The sequence below is a fragment of the Rhodococcus sp. YH3-3 genome (genome assembly GCF_001653035.1).
Classification (GTDB): domain Bacteria; phylum Actinomycetota; class Actinomycetes; order Mycobacteriales; family Mycobacteriaceae; genus Rhodococcus_F; species Rhodococcus_F qingshengii.
In genome coordinates this window covers 1,984,866-2,003,498 of record NZ_BCWH01000002.1, presented here as the reverse complement: position 1 = coordinate 2,003,498, position 18,633 = coordinate 1,984,866, and the positions used below count along the sequence as shown (strand labels likewise).

Genomic DNA, 18,633 nt, shown 5'->3' with positions numbered 1-18,633 from the left:
TACATAAGATGACGGAATGGCTGCAGTCCCCCGCTCCCCCGAAGACCGTCAGAGGCAAATCCTCGAGGTGGCAGTACAGATGCTGCGGACCGAGCCTTTCGACCAACTGTCGATGGATCGCGTCGCAGCCGAGGCCGGTGTCTCGCCGCCACTGCTGTTCCACTACTTCAAGAACAAGAAGGGTTTCCAGAACGCCATCCTCGAGGCCGCCTCGGCCGATCTCGAAGATCGAATGCGACCGGATCCCGAGCTACCCATCACGTCCCAGCTGCGCTCAGGTATCGAGACATTCGTCGACGCCGTTATCGAGCACCCCACCATTTACCTCGCCGTGATGCGTATGGCCGGCAGTGGCGACGTCCGAATGCGCACGATCTACCGAGGCATGCGCCGCACTTTCACCACGTGGATCGTCGCTGCGCTGACGAATCTAGGCATCGAATCGAACGCGACCGTGGAGGCGACAATCGCCGGGTGGCAGGCATTCATGGAGGAAATCGTGGTCAACTGGATCGACGAGCCGACGCTCGAGCGAGGCGAAATGGTCGACCTCTGCGAACGAATTTTCTACCATTGCCTACCGGCAGCGGGCATCAGCGTGGAGCAAATAGTGGCAGCCACCGTTGTCGCGACGGCCAGTGAGTCCGGCGCAACACAACTGTGATCTTCGCGCCGGGGTTTCACAGGTGGTCACGATTGGGTATCTTGCTTGCAGTGGCGCTGGACCACGACCCCAACATATGAAGGATCCAACATGGAGTCTGTCGAAAACGTATTGCCCGCTGGCGTCAAGCTCGAAGACGTCTTGAGTGTCCTCAAGGTCGCAGTTGCGGGCATCGGCCTCATCAGCGCACTGTCGGCATTCAGCTGATCGCAAAGCGTCATCGACAGGCCGGACTTCGGGGAGTCCGGCCTGTTTTTTGTTTACGTTCCTGAACAATCCGTGAACTTTTCAGCAACTTCAGCGCAAAGCGGTCATTTCGACCCAAACAAGCGTCCAGTTTGCTAATTTGTGTCTGCGACACAAGGTCGTACAGAAACACCACGCAGACACAACCTTGTACATACAAACCTGTACATACGACACGGAGGACCGAAACATGGGTTCCATCAACACCCTCAGCGCCGTCATCGACATCATCAAGGTCGTCCAGCCGTTGATCGCCAAGCTCAACCTCAGCTGATTCGCTTGCACCACACCCCTGCCAGGGCGTAACTCGAAATGGGGCCGACATCGTCGGCCCCATTTTCCGTAGGTGCTCTATCTCAGCCGAGTGCCTTCTTGATCTCTCCTGCCAGTACCGACGCCAGCTGCGGCGGCACCGCATTGCCGATCATCGTGCGCACCGCTCCCCACTTGCCCTCGAAGATGTAGTCGTCGGGAAAGGTCTGGAGGCGAGCAGCTTCTCGAACGGTCAACGATCGCGTGTGTTTCGGATGCACGTTGCGTGAAGCCGAGATCATCCCGAAAGTGGTTCCGACCGTGGACGCCGGCTCGTCCCACCGGAGGCGCTTGTACGTCGTGTTGTATCCGGACGACGGTCGCATGGCCGGATCTTCGTTGTCGTGAGCCGACATTCCTTCTGGTACATCACGCAGCCACCGCAAGACGTGCTCGGGATGTTCGACGGCCCAGTGCAGCGGGTCCGTCTCGCAGGCCTGCCCGGATTCCAGCGGGGCCAGATCGACGGTGGCATCGCGGAAAGTCCTCAGCGGCGCAACATCATTCACGCCGTGAGTCTTCGGCGGGAAACGCAGCGGCCCGATACCACTGTCGCGGCGGGTCGCCACGATGAACACTCGTTCCCGGAACTGCGGGACGCCGTAATCCTGCGCATTGACCGTGTTGACCGACGCGTCGTAACCGCATGCAGCCATCTCGCCGAGAATCCGGTCGACGACCATCCCACCGTCCGGGTCTTTCATGCTCAGCAGCAGCCGAACATTTTCCATCACCACGACCTTCGGCCTCACCAGATCGGCGAGCTCGAGTAGGTTCCGGAAGAGATGGTTACGCGGATCGTCGCGGTCTCGCCGGCCGGCGAGACTGAAACCCTGACACGGCGGCCCCCCGGCCAACACATCGATATTCACCTGTGCCAGAAGATCTTTCACACGGGCTTCGTCGATCGCCCGGATGTCCTCACCGAGGCACTTCGCGCCGGGGAAGTTCCGATCGAAGGTCGCGCGCGCCTCCGGCACGACTTCGATGTATCCCTCCACCGAAAACCCCGCCATCCGAAAGCCTTCGGCCATACCGCCACAACCGGAGAACGCCGTCAATACGGTGGGGCCACCGTTTCCTGCCCCCGCGACCGCACGCCTGGCCACCGAGGCGGGGTCGTTGACCGGTGTCGCTCGACGCGCACGGGTACTACCGCTCGATCGCTTCCGGGGGGCCGCGTACGTGCCCTCACGCTTGGCTGCTTCCAACGCGGAGAGGGCCGTGAGGACTGCTCGCTCAACCGGTGGCTTCGGATATGCCTTGTCGAGTTCCCACGCGGAGACGACTGCTGACGAGACTCCCGCCTGGCGGGCGAACTGGAACTGACTGATCCCCACGTGCAAGCGCCGCGATCGCAGGTCCTGTCCCGAAATCAATTCAGTGCCTCACTCATGTGGTCCGCTCGCTCCGGCAGCCCAGACTATCGCAGCCGACCCCGCGAACCGGGACCACACAAGAGAGACCGGCAGGCGATATGCCTGCCGGTCTCCGACACGAGCGGATGACGGGACTCGAACCCGTGTGAACGGCTTTGCAGGCCGGTGCCTAGCCACTCAGCCACACCCGCGTCAGTGAGTAACTCTGCCCTGAGTGACGATCTCGAACCACAGTTCCGCTCAGCATGATTCGAGTGCATTCTCGCCAAGCGTTCCAGTCTCTGGGAAAAGTGCGGGCCTTTCGGGAACAAATCGGTCAGTCTCGATGCTGACTCCCTCGGTGGGCGCAGGTCATTCGATTGCGGCCCGAAATTCGACCGAACGACCGAGCAGTTCGCCAGACCCAGACAACCCAGAAGGTTTCATGAGTGCCGAGAACACCGCCATCGCCCCGCCTGTGAAGGCAGCCCCGCTGGAAACGAGCAGTATCGACCGTAAGCCGAGCGTCGGGAAGATTCTTGCCCTCGGTTCCATGACTGCACTCGGGCCCTTCACCATCGACATGTACCTGCCCGCGCTGCCGGATATCGGTGCCGATCTCGGGGTCTCGTCGTCAACGGTTCAGCTGACCATCACCGGAACTCTCATCGGCCTCGCACTCGGCCAGCTGTTGGTCGGGCCGCTCTCGGACACTCTCGGCCGCAAAAAGCCGCTGCTTGCCGGAATCGGCGTCCATATCCTGGCTTCGCTGCTGGCGGTCTTCGCACCGAGCATCGCTGTCCTCGGCATCCTGCGGGTTTTCCAGGGCATGGGCGCGGCGGCCGCGGCAGTGGTCACCATGGCGATCGTCCGCGACCTCTACAGCGGTAACACCGTTGCCGTTGTGATGAGCCGGCTGATGCTCGTGCTCGGCGTTGCGCCGATCCTGGCGCCCAGCATCGGTGGCGCCCTCCTCGTCGCCCTCGACTGGCGCGGGATCTTCGTCGTACTGGCACTGATCGGCGTCGGCACAGCGATGATCGGTGCGTTCGGACTGTCCGAAACATTGCCGAAGGAAAAGCGTCGCCCGAGCGGATTGACGTCGGTTCTCCGTACCTACGGTTCGCTGCTCGGCGACCGCACGTTCATGGTCCTCACGCTCGTCTCCAGCGTCGGCATGGCGTCGTTGTTCGCGTATGTCTCCGGCGCGTCGTTTGTCTATCAGGATCAGTACGGCCTCAATCAGCAGGAGTTCGCACTGCTCTTCAGTGCGGGCGCTATCGCGTTGATCGGCGCTTCGCAGGTCAACGTTCGACTGCTCGATCGCTGGACTCCTCAGCAGATCACCAAGTGGGCCCTCGTGGCTGCGGTTGTCTCCGGGGCCGTCGTCATTGCTGTCGCGGTCCTGGAACTCGGCGGACTCGCCGGATTCGTGATCGCACTGTGGGTCATGGCCGGCGCCATCGGGTTCGTTCTGCCCAACGCCCCGGCACTGGCCCTCGCTCGTCACGGCGAAGCGGCCGGTACTGCCGCGGCAATGCTCGGTGCATTCCAGTTCGGCGTCGGTGCGGCCATCGCGCCGGCAGTCGGTCTAATGGGAAACACGAGCACAGCCCTGGCCGTCACGATGACGACGTGTGTGTCGCTCGGTCTGATCGCTCTTCTGGCTACGACCCGAAAGAGTGAATCGGTCTAACCGGCAGCGGAGAACCACTCGCTGTAGAAGGTGGCAAGTCCCAGGACGCACGAGATCGCGACGAAGATCCAGAATCTTGCGATCACGACGGTTTCCGGCCAACCGAGTAACTCGAAGTGATGATGGATCGGGGCCATCTTGAATACGCGTCGGCCGGACGATCGGAAGACCAGAACCTGGATGATCACCGACAGGATCTCAGCGACGAACAGGGCGCCGATGATGACCATCAGCAGCTCGGTGTGCGTCGTGACGGACAGGCCGACCACCAGGCCGCCGAGTGCCAAGGAGCCGGTGTCACCCATGAAGATCTGAGCCGGGGCGGCATTCCACCAGAGGAAGCCGAGGCACGCCCCGCCTGCCGCGGCAGCGACGATAGCGAGATCCAGGGGGTCACGAACGTCGTAGCAACCGGCGGCAGGCTCGAGAACACACGAGTTCCGGTACTGCCAACCGGCGATGACGACGTAGGTCCCTAGGATCATGCCCATCGAGCCGGCCGCGAGACCGTCGAGACCGTCGGTGAAATTGACGGCGTTGGACCAGGCGAACACCAGAATGCAGAAGAAGACCACAAAGCCGATGGCACCCATGGAGAACACCGAGATGTCACGAACATGGGACAGGTACTGGCTTCCGGGAGTGACTCCGTTGTTGTTGGAGAACTGCAGGAACAAAATGCCGAAGATGATGGCACTCGCCAGCTGACCGACGGTCTTCGCTGTCTTGTTGAGCCCGAGATTGCGCTTCTTACGGATCTTGATGAAGTCGTCGAGAAAGCCGACGATTCCCAGTGACGTGGCGAGCGCGAGAACCAGCCAACCGGATGCAGACAGCCGCGGTAGCCGCGAGCCGAATCCGATGATGTGTGCCGCCAGGTAGCCCGCCCACATACCGGCGATGATCGCGATCCCGCCCATCGACGGGGTGCCACGCTTGCCCTGATGACTCTGCGGACCCTCGATCCGAATCTCGTGCCCGAGCCCCTGCCGCGAAAGCACACGAATGAGAAACGGAGTCAGGAAGAGCGCGACGAACAACGAGACGCCACCCGCTACGAGGATTGAAATCACCCGTGGGACTCTACAGACGTAAGCGGCTGCGACACACAATCAGACAAGGCACCCGACCGCTTGCCAGCATGGGATGATCGAACTTATGTCTCCCCCCGCGCCGCTCCCCCTCGACCCCATCGAAGAGGCGCATCGTCAGTGGACGAAGCACGGTTGGAGCGATGTCGCCGACGGTATGGCTGCGGTCACGTCGGTGATGCGTGCGCAGCAGATCATGATGGCGCGGGTCGAAGAGGTACTCAAGCCTCTCGGGCTGACCTTCGCCCGCTACGAACTCCTGACGCTTCTCACCTTCACCAGGTCGGGCGCACTCCCGATGGCCAAGGCAAGTGCCCGACTCCAGGTTCACCCCACCAGCGTCACCAATGCCGTCGACCGTTTGGAGAAAGCGGAGTTGGTCAGGCGGGTCCCGCATCCCAGCGATCGCCGTGCGACGCTCATCGAGATCTCCGACGCGGGTCGCGCGCTGGCCCTCGAAGCGACCGAAATGCTCAACAGCAAGGTGTTCGCTCACCCCGGACTCCAGCAGGACAAGCTCGAGCAATTGGTGACGATCCTCACTGAACTTCGCAAGACTGCGGGTGACTTCGACACCGGCGGCGCACCGACCAAGTGGTGAACCGACCACCCGTACACACAAACAAACTGCCCTCACACTCTCGACGAGTGTGAGGGCAGTTTCAGCGCTGTTGAAATTCAGCGGTGCTTGAATTCTGCCGACCGCTTCTCCACGAACGCGGTCATGCCTTCCTTCTGATCCTCCGTCGCGAAGGTCGAGTGGAACACCCGACGCTCGAAGCGGACGCCCTCGGCGAGGGTGGTCTCGAAGGAGCGGTTGACTGCTTCCTTGGCCATCATCGCAATCGGCAGCGACATCTCGGCGATGGTGGTTGCGGTCTTCAAGGCATCGTCGAGCAGATCGGCGGCCGGAACGATCCGGGCAACCAGGCCTGCACGTTCGGCTTCTTCTGCGTCCATGTTGCGGCCGGTGAGGCACAGCTCCATGGCCTTGGCCTTGCCCACGGCGCGCGTAAGGCGCTGCGAGCCACCGATACCCGGAATGACACCGAGCTTGATCTCGGGCTGGCCGAACTTCGCGGTATCCGAAGCGATGATGAAATCGCAGAGCATCGCAAGCTCGCAGCCACCACCGAGCGCGTATCCGGAGACGGCGGCGATCAGCGGCTTACGAGCTGCTGCGACGCGATCCCACGGGGTGAAGAAATCCTCGACGTATGCGTCCATGTACGTCTTGGACTGCATTTCCTTGATGTCGGCACCGGCGGCGAAGGCGCGCTCGGAACCGGTGATCAGGATGGCTCCGATGCCGTTGTCCGCTTCGAGGTCGGCAACCGCGGCGACGACCTCGTTCATCAGCTCGGAGTTCAGCGCGTTGAGAGCCTTCGGGCGGTTGAGCGTGATGACGCCGACGCGACCCTTACGCTCGAGGATGATGGTGTTGAAGTCGGTCACTACTGTCCTTCGGTCGAACGGTCACGGATGTCGTTGATGATGGCAGAGAAGTCCTGACCGCCACCGCCCGCGGCATGGAAGCGACTGTAGAGTTCGGCGGCCTTGAGTCCGATCTCTGCATCGACGCCGTTGTTGCGCAGCGCATTTGCTGCCAGACCCAGGTCCTTGTCCATCAGTGCAACAGCAAAGCCGGGCTGGTAGTCGTTGTTGGCCGGGCTGGTGGGCACAGGTCCCGGAACCGGGCAGTTGGTGGTCAGTGCCCAGCACTGTCCCGAGGCGTTGGACGCCACGTCGAAGAGCGCCTGGTTGCTCAGGCCGAGCTTTTCGCCCAACACGAACGCCTCGCTGATCGCGATCATCGAAATGCCGAGGATCATGTTGTTGCAGATCTTGGCTGCCTGGCCGACACCGGCGTCGCCGCAGTGAACGACCTTGCGGCCCATCACGTCCAGCAACGGTGACGCGGCTTGGAAGTCAGCCTCGGAACCGCCGACCATGAATGCCAGCGTGCCTGCGGTAGCTCCGACGACTCCACCGGAGACCGGTGCGTCGACGCTGCGGTGACCGGCTGCTTCGGCCTTGTCGTGCGCCTCGCGGGCGTCGGCAACGTCGATTGTGGAACAGTCGATGAACAGCGTGCCCGGTGTTGCCACCGGCAGCAGCTCTTCGTACAGACCCAGAACGTGCTTACCGCTCGGCAGCATCGTGATCACGACGTCGGCACCGCGAACGGCGTCGACCGCCGAATCCGCCACCGATGCACCGTCTTTGACTGCCTGCTCCAGCGCCGCAGGTGCCAGGTCGAAACCGACGACCTTGTGTCCGGCCTTGACGAGATTGGCCGCCATCGGGCCACCCATGTGACCGAGTCCGATAAATCCAATGGTGCTCATTAGTGATGCTCCTTCGGCGGTGATCAGTTGCCTTGCGGTTGAGGGGCGAGTCCGAGCTCGTTGTCGCCCAGCGGGGCGAAGTAGGCGTCGACGGATTCTGCCGTGACGTCGTCGAGAGTTGCCGGCAACCACTTCGGGTTTCGGTCCTTCTCCACGACCTGGGCGCGAATGCCCTCGACCAGATCGTGTGAGGCGAGCGCAGCGGTCGAGACCCGGAACTCCTCGTTGAGGACTTCTTCCAAGCTTGCTGCTTCCTTGGCATGCCGCAGAGATCGCAGGGTCACCGACAGTGCAATCGGGGACTTGCCGAGAATCTGCTCCGCTGCCTTCTCCGCTTCGGGGATTCCACTTGCGCGAAGACGCTCGACGATGGTGGATACGTCGTCGGCGGAGTACGCGGCGTCGATCCAGCTCTGCTGGGCCAACAGTTCCGACACCGGAGCCGGCTCCGCGTACTGCGCCACGGCGTCGGCAACCGAAGACGACGCGAGTGCGGCGATGAACGTCTCGATGTTCTCCGACGGGATGAAGTGGTCAGCGAAACCTGCTGCGATGGCATCGCCGGCGCTCAGTCGCGCCGTGGTGAGCGCGATGTGCGTCCCGAGTTCACCGGGAGCACGCGAGAGCAGGTAAGTTCCGCCCACGTCTGGAATGAAACCGATTCCGGTCTCGGGCATTCCGATCATCGAGCGCTCGGTCACGATGCGAATGTCGCCGTGTGCGGACACTCCGACGCCACCGCCCATGACGATCCCGTCCATGATCGCGACGTACGGCTTCGGGTAGTTCGCGATCTCGGAGTTGAGGATGTACTCCTCACGCCAGAAGTCGAGCGAACCGGTCTTGCCGTCCTTGGCGTCATGGTAGATCGAGACGATGTCGCCGCCGGCGCACAGACCACGCTCGCCGGCGCCCGTGAGTACGACTGCCTTGACGTCGTCGTCGGACTTCCATTCCTCGAGGGCCTTGGCCATCGCCTTGACCATCGAGTGGTTGAGGGCATTGATCGCCTTGGGACGGTTGAGAGTGATGAGCCCCAGCCCGTCACGCTTTTCGATCAATACCTCGAGCTCGTCGCTCATGCTGCTCCCTGCTTTCCCTGACCTGATGCGACCACGCTGCGGGCGATGACCACCCTCATGATCTCGTTGCTGCCTTCGAGGATCTGATGAACCCGAAGATCGCGGACGATCTTCTCGATCCCGTACTCAGCAAGATAGCCGTACCCGCCGTGAAGCTGGAGGGCCTTGTTGGCTACGTCGAATCCGGTGTCGGTGGCAAAGCGCTTGGCCATCGCACACAACTCCACGACGTCGGACGCTCCGTCTTCGAGTGCGGCAGCGGCGCGCCACAGCAACGTCCTGGCCGCTTCGAGTTCGGTACGCATGTCGGCGAGCTGGAACTGCAGGGCCTGCGACTCGATCAGTGCCGAACCGAAAGCTTTGCGGTCCACCAGATATGCGACTGCCTTCTCCAGCGCTGCCTGGGCCCCACCGACCGAACAGGCGGCGATGTTCAGCCGGCCGCCGTTGAGACCTTTCATGGCGATGCGGAATCCGCTGCCCTCTTCACCGAGCATGTTGGCGGCAGGAACTCGCACGTCTTCGAAGATCACCTGACGGGTGGGCTGCGCGTTCCAGCCCATCTTGATCTCGTTGGCACCGAACGACAGTCCGGGCGAATCCTTGGGCACGATGAACGCCGAGATCCCCTTGGCACCGGCAGATCCGGTGCGTGCCATCACGACGTACACGTCGGAAGTGCCTGCGCCGGAAATGAACTGCTTGACGCCGTTGAGGATGTAGTCGTCGCCGTCACGAACGGCCTTGGTGCTCAGGCCCGCAGCATCGGAGCCAGCGCCGGGTTCGGTGAGGCAGTAGCTGCCCAGTTGATCCATCGAGCAGAGTCCGGGAACCCACTTGTGGCGCTGTTCGTCGTTGCCGAACTGGTCGATCATCCACGTGACCATGTTGTGGATGGAGATGTACGCGGCGATCGACGGATCGCCCTTGGCCAGCTCTTCGAAGATCCGGGCAGCGTCGACGCGGCTCAGCTCACTGCCACCCACGTCTTCACGAATGTAGATACCGCCCATTCCCAGGGACGCCGCCTTACGGAGGACGTCCACCGGGAAATGCTTGGTCTGATCCCACTCCACTGCGTTGGGCGCCAGATGCTCGGCCGCGAAGTCGCGGGCAGTGTCACGAATCGCCCGCTCGTCATCGGTCAGAGTAAACATGGAAAGTGTTCCGATCAGTTCATCGTGGGGATGACGAAGTGGTTGGTCTCTTCCTTCTTGCCGGAAGGCCAGCGCTGCGTCACGGTCTTGGTCTTGGTGTAGAAGCGGAAGGAGTCGGGACCGTGCTGGTTCAGGTCACCGAATCCGGAGCGCTTCCAGCCACCGAAGGTGTGGTACGCGATCGGGACCGGGATCGGCACGTTCACGCCGACCATGCCGACGTTGACGCGAGCGGTGAAGTCACGCGCGGTGTCGCCGTCGCGGGTGAAGATGGAGACGCCGTTGCCGTACTCGTGTTCGGTCGGAAGACGCAGTGCCTCTTCGTAATCGGCAGCGCGGACCACCTGAAGGACGGGTCCGAAGATCTCTTCCTTGTAGATGCGCATGTCCGAGGTGACGTTGTCGAACAGGGTTGCGCCGGCGAAGAATCCACCTTCGTGGCCTTCGAGGGTGAAGCCGCGGCCGTCGACGACTGCCGTTGCGCCCTCGTCGATGCCGATCTGCACGTAGTTGTTGACGCGGTCGAGGGCATCCTGGCAAACGAGCGGTCCGAAATCGACGCCTTCGTCGTCACTGCGACCGATCTTGAGCTTCGCGACGCGCTCCTTCAGCTTCGCGACAAGAGCGTCCGCGGTCTCCTCGCCGACGGGAACGGCAACCGAGATGGCCATGCAACGCTCGCCGGCGCTGCCGTAGCCCGCACCGATCAGGGCGTCGGCAACCTCGTCGAGGTCCGCGTCCGGCATGACGATCGCGTGGTTCTTGGCGCCACCGAAGCACTGTGCGCGCTTGCCGTGAGCTGCAGCCGTCTCGTAGATGTACTGAGCGATCGGCGTGGAGCCGACGAAGCCGACGGCCTTGATGCGATCGTCGGTGAGCAGAACGTCGACAACTTCCTTGTCACCGTTGACGACGTTGAACACACCCGCGGGCAGTCCTGCTTCGAGGAAAAGCTCGGCCAGGCGCAGCGGCACGGAGGGGTCACGCTCGGAGGGCTTGAGGATGAAGGCGTTACCGGCGGCGAGGGCGGGGCCGGCCTTCCACAGCGGGATCATCGCGGGGAAGTTGAAGGGCGTGATGCCGGCAACGACGCCGAGCGGCTGACGCATGGAGTACACGTCGATGCCGGTGCCGGCACTCTCGGTGAATTCACCCTTGAGCAGGTGCGGAGCGCCGACGGCGAACTCGATGACCTCGAGGCCACGCTGGATGTCGCCCTTGGCGTCGGCGACGGTCTTGCCGTGCTCGGACGAGAGGAGGCGGGCCAGAGAATCCATCTCGGCCTGAGCGAGCTGCAGGAACTTCATCAGCACGCGGGCACGCTTCTGCGGGTTGAACGCTGCCCACACCTGCTGCGCCTCTTCGGCATTGGCGATGATGGCTTCGGTCTCGGCCTTGCTCGCAAGGGGAACGCGGGCCTGCACCTTGCCGGTGTTGGGATCGAACACGTCCGCAAATCGATCAGATGTCCCGGGAACACGCTTGCCACCGACGAAGTGCGTCAACTCGTGAACCGTCGCATTTTCAACCATTGTGCTAACCCGTTCCTTGCTCGTATGGACCGCCCAGGAGGCAGCAGTGAATATGTCTACCATCCTATAGTTGGATGTCCATGTATGTCTAGAGCCCAAGGGCTGTGGCTTCCTGCGCGACTACTGCATCGGTGACGTCGTATCCGTCCGATCCCCCACCAGGTCCGCCGGAAACTGCGACAACCTTGCGCGCCGAGAGATGCACCGCATCGACGCCGACGGCAGCGATTGCCGGGATGTCGTCGACGGTTATTCCGCCACCGGCCATGATCTGGATCCGGCCCGCGGCATGTTCGACCATTCGACCGATCTCGTCGAGTCCCTCGTTGCAAGTGTCCGCACCCCCGGACGTCAGCACGCGGGTCACGCCCAGGTCGATCAGTTCGTCCAGCGCGGTCAGACGGTCGGTCACCACGTCCATCGCACGATGTACTGTCACCTCGACTCTCGCCCGGTCCACGCATCCGATGATGCGGCGCAGCACGACGGTGTCGATCGAATTGTCTTCTGTCAGCGCGCCGATCACGATGCCGGAAGCTCCACCGGCCACAGCAGCATGTACGTCGTGCTCCATCACCCACACTTCGTCGGGTGAGAACACAAAACCTCCGGCGCGCGGACGGATCAGCGGGTGAACCGCGATCCCCACCTCCGTCGCAGCCTCGATCACTCCGATGCTGGGCGTCAATCCCCCCGTCGGGCCGAGTGCCGCACACAACTCGACTCGAGTCGCTCCCACCGAACGCGCGATCCTCGCCCCCCCGCACGTCCTGTACAGCCAGCTCCAGAACCGTCATGTCAGAAGGACTGCCACGACGGCTTGTGTTCGAGCGCATACCGGTAGTAGTCGGCAAGTTTGAGTGAACTGGCCGCAGCTTCGTCGATGACGACGGTGACATGGCGATGCAATTGCATCACCGAAGCCGGGCAGAAAGCAGACAACGGACCTTCGACGGCAGCGGCGATCGCATCAGCCTTGCCTTCTCCGGTCGCGATCATCACCAGATGCCTTGCATCGCTGATGGTTCCGAGCCCCTGGGTGAGCACGTGATGTGGGACGTCGTCCACACCGTCGAAGAAGCGTGCGTTGTCGATCCGGGTCTGCTCGGTCAGCGTCTTCACGCGAGTTCTCGAGGTCAACGACGATCCGGGCTCGTTGAAGCCGATGTGGCCGTCGGTACCGATGCCGAGCAACTGCACGTCCACTCCCCCGGCCGCCGCGATGCTCTGGTCGTACCGGGCGATCTCCTGCTCCGGGCACGGCGCTTCACCGTTGGGACTGGACACCATCGCGGGATCCAGGTTGACGTGATCGACGAACTCCGACCGAATCACCGAGTAGTACGACTGCGGATGGCGTTTCGGCAATCCCAGGTACTCGTCGAGCAGGAATGCCCGAGCCAGCGAGAAGTCGAGTTCGGCGTCGCGATGCCTCGCTGCCAGTTCACGATAGGTTCCGATCGGCGACGACCCCGTTGCGAGACCGAGCGTCGTCGCCCCGGCTCTGACGTAGCCTTCGACGATGTCCGCGACGGTCGAGTCGACCTCCGCGGGTGTCGGCTGAATTACGATTTCCATGATTTTTCCTCTCCGGCGGCTTTTCCGCCGAGTAGTACACGCCCCAGGCGCAATTGACGATCGGTGACCACGATGTCGGCCCGGCAGCCCACGGCCAGCGATCCGATCAGGTCGCCAAGTCCCAGCAGACGCGCTGGGCTCCGAGTTGCCGCTGCGACAGCATCTTCCAGCGCGACACCGCCGTCAAAGACAGTGCTGCGAAGCACGTCGAGCAATCTTGCAGTCCCTCCGGCGATGGCACCGGAACTGCCGTCGGTGGTCGCGAGTCTTGCTACACCGTCGGCAACCGTGACGTCGAGCGCACCGAGTTGGTAGTCGCCGTCGTCCATTCCCGCCGCGGCCATCGAATCACTGACCAAGGCGATCTGGTCCGGTCCGACAGCGTCGAAGACCATCGACACGGTCTCGGGCGCAAGATGCACACCGTCTGCGATCAGTTCCACCACCATCTCGCCTCTCGCGGCAGCCGCCAGGCACGCCGCGACGGGACCCGGAGATCGATGGTGCAGGGGCGGCATCCCGTTGAAGAGGTGGGTCGCGCTGATCTGTCCGGCCCAATCCCCGTGCACCGCAGCATCGATGCGCGCCGACGTCGTTGCCGCGTCGGCATCGGTGTGACCGAAACTCGGCACGATGTTGCGATGACGCATGATCGCGAGCAACTCTTCGAAATTCTCGGTCTCGGGCGCCAAGGTCATGGACCGCACGGTCCCACGCGCGGCGTCACACACGGCTTCGAGCAGATCCGGATCACCGGGAATGATCGCCGCCGGATCCTGGGCACCGCAGCGGACGCCGTTGATGAACGGCCCCTCGAGGTGGATACCCAGAAGTTCTCCGCGTTCGACCAGATCGGCGAGCATCGTTGCTTGTCGCACCAGATCTGCGCGCGGTGCGGAGACCAGGCTGGCCAGCATTCCGGTCGTGCCGTGCTCGCAATGGTGCGCCGCCGCGCGGCTCGCTCCATCGGCGTCGGTGTTCGGGAAACCAGCACCCGCGGCGCCGTGGCTGTGGACATCGATCAAGCCGGGCATGATCACCGCGTCGGTGCGTTCCGGAATGACGACGACGGGTGTGGACGCCACATAGTCCGCAGCCGAGCCGACCCAACTGATCTTTTCGCCGTCCACGACGACGACTCCGTCGTGAATCTTCCCGGCCGGAGATCCGATCACAGTTCCCCGCAATACGATCGGATCGCCGACAGCAGCCGAGCCTGATGTACTCATGCCGACTCGCGAATCCGCGCGACGGCCGCTCTACCCTCGATCGGGTTTCGCGCGCCCCGCGCCGCCGCGGCCATGTCCTTGCACACCGCCAGATCGAGAGAGGCCAGTTGCGCGCGAACTGCGCCCAATGCCGGGACCGACATCGACAGACTCGTCACGCCCAAACCGACCAGAACCGGAGCCAACAGCGGGTCAGACGCGGATTCTCCGCACACACCAACAGGTTTTCCGGCATCGGCGCCCGCCTGACCGACCATCGCGATCAGATCGAGGACCGCCGGCTGCCACGGATCGAGCAGTTGCGCCAGGCCTCCGGCCATACGATCCACGGCGCAGGTGTACTGGCTCAGATCATTGGTACCGATACTGACAAAATCGAGGTGCTCGAGGATATCCTTCGCCCGCAACGCTGCAGCTGGAACCTCGATCATTGCTCCGACCTTGCCGATCCCCCGCGAACGCGCAAGTTCTGCAAAGTCTTTCGCCTCGTCGGCCGTAGCTACCATCGGCGCCATGACCCACAGATCGGCGCCCGTCGCATTGCCTGCCGCCGCGAGGGCGTCGAGCTGGCTGATGAGTGTGTCGGGATAAACCGTGCCGACACGGAGCCCGCGGATACCAAGGGCCGGATTCTCCTCGACCCCGAGATCGAGAAACGGCAACGGCTTGTCCGAACCCGAATCGAGAGTGCGGACCACCACCTTCTGTCCGGCGAAGTGCCCGAGCACCGACGCGTACGTCTGTGCTTGCTCCTCCACCGACGGTGCGTCGTGACGCCCGAGATACGAGAATTCGGTACGGAACAGTCCGACGCCCTCGCAATCCGCCGCTCCGGCCCGCGCGGCGTCCTCGAGGGTTCCGATGTTGGCCGACAACCTCACCGCGAACCCGTCACGCGTGCGTCCTGGACCCTGTGCCGAAGCCGACTGCTCTGCCACGAACGATGCTTCGAGGACAGCGCGCTCGCGCGTTTCTGCCGAGGGATCGATGGTGACCGTCCCGGTGGTGCCGTCGAGGATGAGAAGTTTCCCCTCCGCCAGCAGATCGGTTCCCGAACAGTTGACCACGGCCGGGATTCCGAGCGACTTCGCCAAGATAGCCGTATGGCTGGTCGGACCTCCTTCGGCAGTCAACAATCCGACCACGTCACTGGTGCCCAGCGTCGCTGTATCCGCCGGAGCGAGGTCGCGCGCCACCAGTATGTACGGGTAACCGGGAGTGGGGATTCCGGGCATGGGCTCCCCTCGAAGAACGGCCACGGCTCGCTGCCCGAGATCGCGCAGATCGGTTGCCCGTTCGGCCATGTACCCGCCGAGCGCCGTGAGCTTTTCACAGAAGGCGTCGAAGGCAACTGCGACGGCGTGTGCGGTCGGCAGCCCCGATTCCAGGTTCGCCTTGGCCGCCTTCACGATGCCCGCGTCGCGCGCCATCGCAGCCGACGTCGTCAGGATCTCCGCGGAGACGCCCTCGACTGTCTTTGCACGCGAGAGCAGTTCCTCCGCGACGACGTCCAGTGCCTCACGGATCCTGATCAGCTCCGCCTCGGGACTGCCCGTGATCGGGTCCGCCGCCGAGGTCGGCTCAGGCGTGGAGAATCGCAACCACGGCGCGCAGACCGAACCCGCGCTCACTCCGATACCCGCGATGCGGTTGTCCACACTCGCCGTCATCAGGCTTCGTCCAGTTCGGATGCGAGAAGCTCTGCGAGCGAACCGACCGCAGCGTCGGCGCCGTCACCGTCAGCACGCAAGGTCACCGAATCCCCGAATGCTGCACCGAGAGTCATGACAGACAACATGCTGGAGGCATCGACGGGTTCGCCGTCGCCGAGCGCGATGGTGACGTCTACCGGTAGATCGGCTGCGGCGCGCGCGAAGAGCGCTGCGGGTCGTGCGTGGAGTCCGACGCGGGATCCGATTGTCGTGGTTGCGATCGCCATGTTCAGCGTCCTTCCAGTTCCTTGTCGAGCTTGTTTTCCAGTTCGGCGACGAGCGGGGCGTCGGTGCGGCTGTCACCTTCGGCAGCCAGTGCCAGTTCGGCCTCGAGCAGCGCTGGGTCGGGCTCACCTGCGGCCACCTCGACCTCTTCTTCTCGTCCTGGCGTGCGCAGATTCCACTTCTTGATGACGAAGCTGAAAAGGAAGTAGTAGATCACGGCGTAGCCGAGTCCGATCGGGATCAACATCCATGCGTTGGTTGCCTTGCCGAAGTTCAACACGTAGTCGAAGAAGCCTGCGGAGAACGTGAATCCGTCGTGAATCCCGAGCGCATTGACCAAGGCCATCGACGTTCCGGTCAGGAGCGAGTGGATGACGTACAGGGGCCACGCGACGAACATGAAGGAGAATTCGAGCGGCTCGGTGATACCGGTGAGGAATGCGGTCAGGCCGGTGGAGAGCATGATGCCGCCGACGAGCTTCTTCTGAGAAGGCTTGGCGTTGCGCCAGATTGCGAAGGCTGCAGCGGGGAGGGCGAACATCATGATCGGGAAGAAGCCGGTCATGAACGTACCGGCGGAGGGGTCGCCGGCGAAGAACCGGTTGAGGTCACCGCGAACGATCTGACCGCTCGCGTCCTGGTAGTCGCCGATCAGAAACCACACGGCGGAGTTCAAGATGTGGTGCAGGCCCGTGGGGATCAGGAGGCGGTTCGCTGCGCCGTAAATGCCGCCGCCCACAACGGTATTGGAAGCAACTGCTTCACCGACCCAGTTGAGGCCGGAGTTGAACAAGGGGTACACGAATGCCATCAGGACACCGACCACAAGACCGGTGATCGCTGTCAGGATGGGAACGAGCCTGCGCCCGTTGAAGAACCCGAGATAATCGGGAAGCTTCGTTCGATAGAACCGCTGCCACAAGATCGCCGACAGCAAGCCCATCACGATACCGGCGAGCACACCGTAGTTGATCAGGGATTGATCCCCGTTCGGGTCCGTCTTCCCTTCGAGGACGATCGGCGACATCGCCTTGAACACGCCGTCGATCACCATGTAGCCGACGACGGCTGCCAAGGCAGTCGATCCGTCGGCCTTCTTGGCCCAGCCGATCGCGATACCGACGGCGAAGATCAGCGGCAGCCACGTGAAGACTGCTTGTCCTGCCGCAGAGATCACTGCAGCAGCACTGTGCATCGAACTGAATCGCCCGAGCAGGTCGTCCTGGCCGAGGCGGAGCAAGATTCCCGCAGCCGGCAGAACGGCGATCGGAAGCATCAAGCTTCGGCCGAGGCGTTGAACCCCGGCGAACACTTTCGATTCCTTCTTCGGGGTGTCTTCGAGAGTCATCAAGGACCTTCTTCGTTCGCCGGGCCGCGTCGCGATCGGCCGCTGGTTCTGGAAATTCGGGTGTCGTACACGTGCAGGTTTCGTGAAAATGCAGGTCACGGTTCTTGCTCGGAAGTGAGGCCGAAACCGTTTTGTCGAAACTGTTGTGGAGCCGGACTTCCAACGGGTACTGTCCGGTCATAACCAGTTGTAGTTTTACCTGGTGGAGGCGAGTTGTCAACACCCAAATGTGACATACGTAACCGGGATAGCCTTGACCAGCAACTAGTCAGCCCACCTGTACGACCGTTCAACGATCACGACCAACCCGACAATCAGGAGCAGCAAATGTCGAAAGCGGAAGCAATCATCAAGGGCCTCGGCGGCGCAGAGAACATCGTCGAGATCGAGGCTTGCATCACCCGCCTGCGTACCGAGGTCAAGGACGGAGCGAAGGTGAACGAGTCCGCTCTCAAGGCTGCCGGCGCACACGGCGTGCTCAAAGCCGGAACGGTTGTCCAGGTCATCGTCGGGCCCGAGGCCGACACCCTTGCCGAGGACATCGAGGACATCCTGTGACGGTCGTCCTCGCCCCGCTGCCCGGCCGGGTCGTCGCACTCGCGGACGTCCCGGACCCGGTGTTCGCTCAGCAGATGGTCGGCTCGGGCGTCGCGATCGAACCCGCTCGCGGTCAGGGCCCGCTCACGGTCGTGGCGCCGATCAGCGGAAAGATCCTGAAACTTCACCCCCACGCGTTCGTGATCTTCGGCGAGAAAGCCACCGGCGTGCTGGTCCATATCGGCATCGACACGGTCAAGCTCGAAGGCGACGGATTCACCCTCATCGCCGCCGAGGGTGACACCGTCAATGCCGGTGATCCCGTCGTCAGCTTCGATCCAGCGCACATCGACACGACCGGTTACTCGGCGATCTGCCCGGTAGTCGTGATGGATTCCAAACCGGACACCGTCGAATCCCCTTCCGTCGGTGGGGACGTCGCCACTGGCGACACTCTGTTCGACTGGTCGGCGTAACGCAAAGGGCGAGCACACCGGAAGGTGTGCTCGCCCTTTCGC

Annotated in this window: 18 protein-coding genes, 1 tRNA gene and 1 pseudogene; 6 read left to right on the top strand and 14 right to left on the bottom strand. The window is 62.9% G+C overall.

Annotated features, from left to right (window positions below):
• Positions 1–16 precede the first annotated feature (16 nt).
• Complete coding sequence (locus YH3_RS22365; RefSeq protein ID WP_003941289.1) at positions 17–664, top strand: TetR/AcrR family transcriptional regulator; 648 nt, start codon at positions 17–19, stop codon at positions 662–664.
• A gap of 394 nt (positions 665–1,058) precedes the next feature.
• Positions 1,059–1,184 carry a hypothetical protein gene (locus YH3_RS37180; protein ID WP_255246884.1) on the top strand — a complete coding sequence of 42 codons (126 nt, stop codon included), beginning with the start codon at positions 1,059–1,061 and terminating at the stop codon, positions 1,182–1,184.
• An 82-nt stretch (positions 1,185–1,266) separates the two neighbouring features.
• Here YH3_RS37180 and dcm read toward each other — a convergent pair whose 3' ends face one another.
• The gene (dcm, locus tag YH3_RS22360; protein WP_064444072.1) at positions 1,267–2,562 is read right to left on the bottom strand and encodes a DNA (cytosine-5-)-methyltransferase; all 1,296 of its coding nucleotides are present in this window, start codon (positions 2,560–2,562) and stop codon (positions 1,267–1,269) included.
• Between the two features lie 159 nt (positions 2,563–2,721).
• Positions 2,722–2,792 (bottom strand) — tRNA-Cys (locus YH3_RS22355).
• A 233-nt stretch (positions 2,793–3,025) separates the two neighbouring features.
• On the opposite strand from YH3_RS22355, the gene YH3_RS22350 reads away from it, so the two are divergent.
• Positions 3,026–4,276 carry a multidrug effflux MFS transporter gene (locus YH3_RS22350; RefSeq protein ID WP_064444259.1) on the top strand — a complete coding sequence of 417 codons (1,251 nt, stop codon included), beginning with the start codon at positions 3,026–3,028 and terminating at the stop codon, positions 4,274–4,276.
• Here the strand turns inward: YH3_RS22350 and mraY are convergent.
• Complete coding sequence (gene mraY / locus YH3_RS22345; RefSeq protein WP_003941316.1) at positions 4,273–5,349, bottom strand: phospho-N-acetylmuramoyl-pentapeptide-transferase; 1,077 nt, start codon at positions 5,347–5,349, stop codon at positions 4,273–4,275. The genes YH3_RS22350 and mraY overlap by 4 nt on opposite strands.
• A gap of 85 nt (positions 5,350–5,434) precedes the next feature.
• Here mraY and YH3_RS22340 point away from each other — a divergent pair, with 85 nt between their 5' ends.
• Complete coding sequence (locus YH3_RS22340) at positions 5,435–5,968, top strand: MarR family winged helix-turn-helix transcriptional regulator (RefSeq protein WP_020970065.1); 534 nt, start codon at positions 5,435–5,437, stop codon at positions 5,966–5,968.
• Positions 5,969–6,045: 77 nt separating this feature from the next.
• Here the strand turns inward: YH3_RS22340 and YH3_RS22335 are convergent, their stop codons facing one another.
• The 11 genes and pseudogenes from YH3_RS22335 to YH3_RS22285 form a co-directional block, all read right to left on the bottom strand.
• Complete coding sequence (locus YH3_RS22335) at positions 6,046–6,822, bottom strand: enoyl-CoA hydratase (protein WP_003941374.1); 777 nt, start codon at positions 6,820–6,822, stop codon at positions 6,046–6,048.
• Positions 6,822–7,715: a 3-hydroxyisobutyrate dehydrogenase gene (gene mmsB, locus YH3_RS22330; protein ID WP_003941308.1), complete on the bottom strand. Its 894-nt coding sequence runs from the start codon at positions 7,713–7,715 to the stop codon at positions 6,822–6,824. Before mmsB ends, YH3_RS22335 begins: the two co-directional genes overlap by 1 nt.
• Positions 7,716–7,738: 23 nt before the next feature.
• Complete coding sequence (locus YH3_RS22325) at positions 7,739–8,797, bottom strand: enoyl-CoA hydratase/isomerase family protein (RefSeq protein ID WP_042923165.1); 1,059 nt, start codon at positions 8,795–8,797, stop codon at positions 7,739–7,741.
• Positions 8,794–9,954, bottom strand: a complete 1,161-nt coding sequence (locus tag YH3_RS22320; RefSeq protein WP_064075262.1) for an isobutyryl-CoA dehydrogenase — start codon at positions 9,952–9,954, stop codon at positions 8,794–8,796. The genes YH3_RS22325 and YH3_RS22320 overlap by 4 nt, the downstream gene beginning before the upstream one ends.
• A 14-nt stretch (positions 9,955–9,968) precedes the next feature.
• Positions 9,969–11,486 (bottom strand): CoA-acylating methylmalonate-semialdehyde dehydrogenase, encoded by a 1,518-nt coding sequence (locus YH3_RS22315; protein WP_003941275.1) that lies wholly within the window; start codon positions 11,484–11,486, stop codon positions 9,969–9,971.
• Between the two features lie 88 nt (positions 11,487–11,574).
• Positions 11,575–12,283 (bottom strand): annotated as a pseudogene (locus YH3_RS22310) (copper homeostasis protein CutC).
• Position 12,284: 1 nt separating this feature from the next.
• Entirely contained in the window at positions 12,285–13,064 is a 780-nt protein-coding gene (gene nagB / locus YH3_RS22305) for a glucosamine-6-phosphate deaminase (RefSeq protein ID WP_007726140.1), read from the bottom strand.
• Positions 13,052–14,293, bottom strand: coding sequence for an N-acetylglucosamine-6-phosphate deacetylase (locus tag YH3_RS22300; RefSeq protein ID WP_064444071.1), 1,242 nt, complete (start codon positions 14,291–14,293; stop codon positions 13,052–13,054). Before YH3_RS22300 ends, nagB begins: the two co-directional genes overlap by 13 nt.
• Complete coding sequence (gene ptsP / locus YH3_RS22295; protein WP_064444070.1) at positions 14,290–15,963, bottom strand: phosphoenolpyruvate--protein phosphotransferase; 1,674 nt, start codon at positions 15,961–15,963, stop codon at positions 14,290–14,292. The genes YH3_RS22300 and ptsP overlap by 4 nt, the downstream gene beginning before the upstream one ends.
• A complete protein-coding gene (locus YH3_RS22290) occupies positions 15,963–16,232 on the bottom strand; it encodes an HPr family phosphocarrier protein (RefSeq protein WP_003941322.1) in 270 nt (89 codons plus the stop codon). Before YH3_RS22290 ends, ptsP begins: the two co-directional genes overlap by 1 nt.
• A 2-nt stretch (positions 16,233–16,234) precedes the next feature.
• Positions 16,235–17,578, bottom strand: a complete 1,344-nt coding sequence (locus tag YH3_RS22285; RefSeq protein WP_003941307.1) for a PTS transporter subunit EIIC — start codon at positions 17,576–17,578, stop codon at positions 16,235–16,237.
• Between the two features lie 327 nt (positions 17,579–17,905).
• Here YH3_RS22285 and YH3_RS22280 point away from each other — a divergent pair, with 327 nt between their 5' ends.
• Together YH3_RS22280 and YH3_RS22275 are read left to right on the top strand one after the other, a co-directional pair.
• Complete coding sequence (locus YH3_RS22280; protein WP_003941324.1) at positions 17,906–18,136, top strand: glucose PTS transporter subunit EIIB; 231 nt, start codon at positions 17,906–17,908, stop codon at positions 18,134–18,136.
• The gene (locus YH3_RS22275; RefSeq protein ID WP_003941386.1) at positions 18,133–18,591 is read left to right on the top strand and encodes a glucose PTS transporter subunit IIA; all 459 of its coding nucleotides are present in this window, start codon (positions 18,133–18,135) and stop codon (positions 18,589–18,591) included. The genes YH3_RS22280 and YH3_RS22275 overlap by 4 nt, the downstream gene beginning before the upstream one ends.
• Positions 18,592–18,633: the final 42 nt, after the last annotated feature.

Bases quoted from the DNA above. Each gene is read 5' to 3' on its own strand.
- YH3_RS22290 (WP_003941322.1), bottom strand. From the start codon at position 16,232: ATGGCGATCGCAACCACGACAATCGGATCCCGCGTCGGACTCCACGCA.
- YH3_RS22350 (WP_064444259.1), top strand. From the start codon at position 3,026: ATGAGTGCCGAGAACACCGCCATCGCCCCGCCTGTGAAGGCAGCCCCG.
- YH3_RS22325 (WP_042923165.1), bottom strand. From the start codon at position 8,797: ATGAGCGACGAGCTCGAGGTATTGATCGAAAAGCGTGACGGGCTGGGG.
- YH3_RS22285 (WP_003941307.1), bottom strand. From the start codon at position 17,578: ATGACTCTCGAAGACACCCCGAAGAAGGAATCGAAAGTGTTCGCCGGG.
- nagB (WP_007726140.1), bottom strand. From the start codon at position 13,064: ATGGAAATCGTAATTCAGCCGACACCCGCGGAGGTCGACTCGACCGTC.
- YH3_RS22280 (WP_003941324.1), top strand. From the start codon at position 17,906: ATGTCGAAAGCGGAAGCAATCATCAAGGGCCTCGGCGGCGCAGAGAAC.
- YH3_RS22340 (WP_020970065.1), top strand. From the start codon at position 5,435: ATGTCTCCCCCCGCGCCGCTCCCCCTCGACCCCATCGAAGAGGCGCAT.
- ptsP (WP_064444070.1), bottom strand. From the start codon at position 15,963: ATGACGGCGAGTGTGGACAACCGCATCGCGGGTATCGGAGTGAGCGCG.
- YH3_RS22365 (WP_003941289.1), top strand. From the start codon at position 17: ATGGCTGCAGTCCCCCGCTCCCCCGAAGACCGTCAGAGGCAAATCCTC.
- YH3_RS22320 (WP_064075262.1), bottom strand. From the start codon at position 9,954: ATGTTTACTCTGACCGATGACGAGCGGGCGATTCGTGACACTGCCCGC.
- YH3_RS22300 (WP_064444071.1), bottom strand. From the start codon at position 14,293: ATGAGTACATCAGGCTCGGCTGCTGTCGGCGATCCGATCGTATTGCGG.
- YH3_RS22315 (WP_003941275.1), bottom strand. From the start codon at position 11,486: ATGGTTGAAAATGCGACGGTTCACGAGTTGACGCACTTCGTCGGTGGC.
- mmsB (WP_003941308.1), bottom strand. From the start codon at position 7,715: ATGAGCACCATTGGATTTATCGGACTCGGTCACATGGGTGGCCCGATG.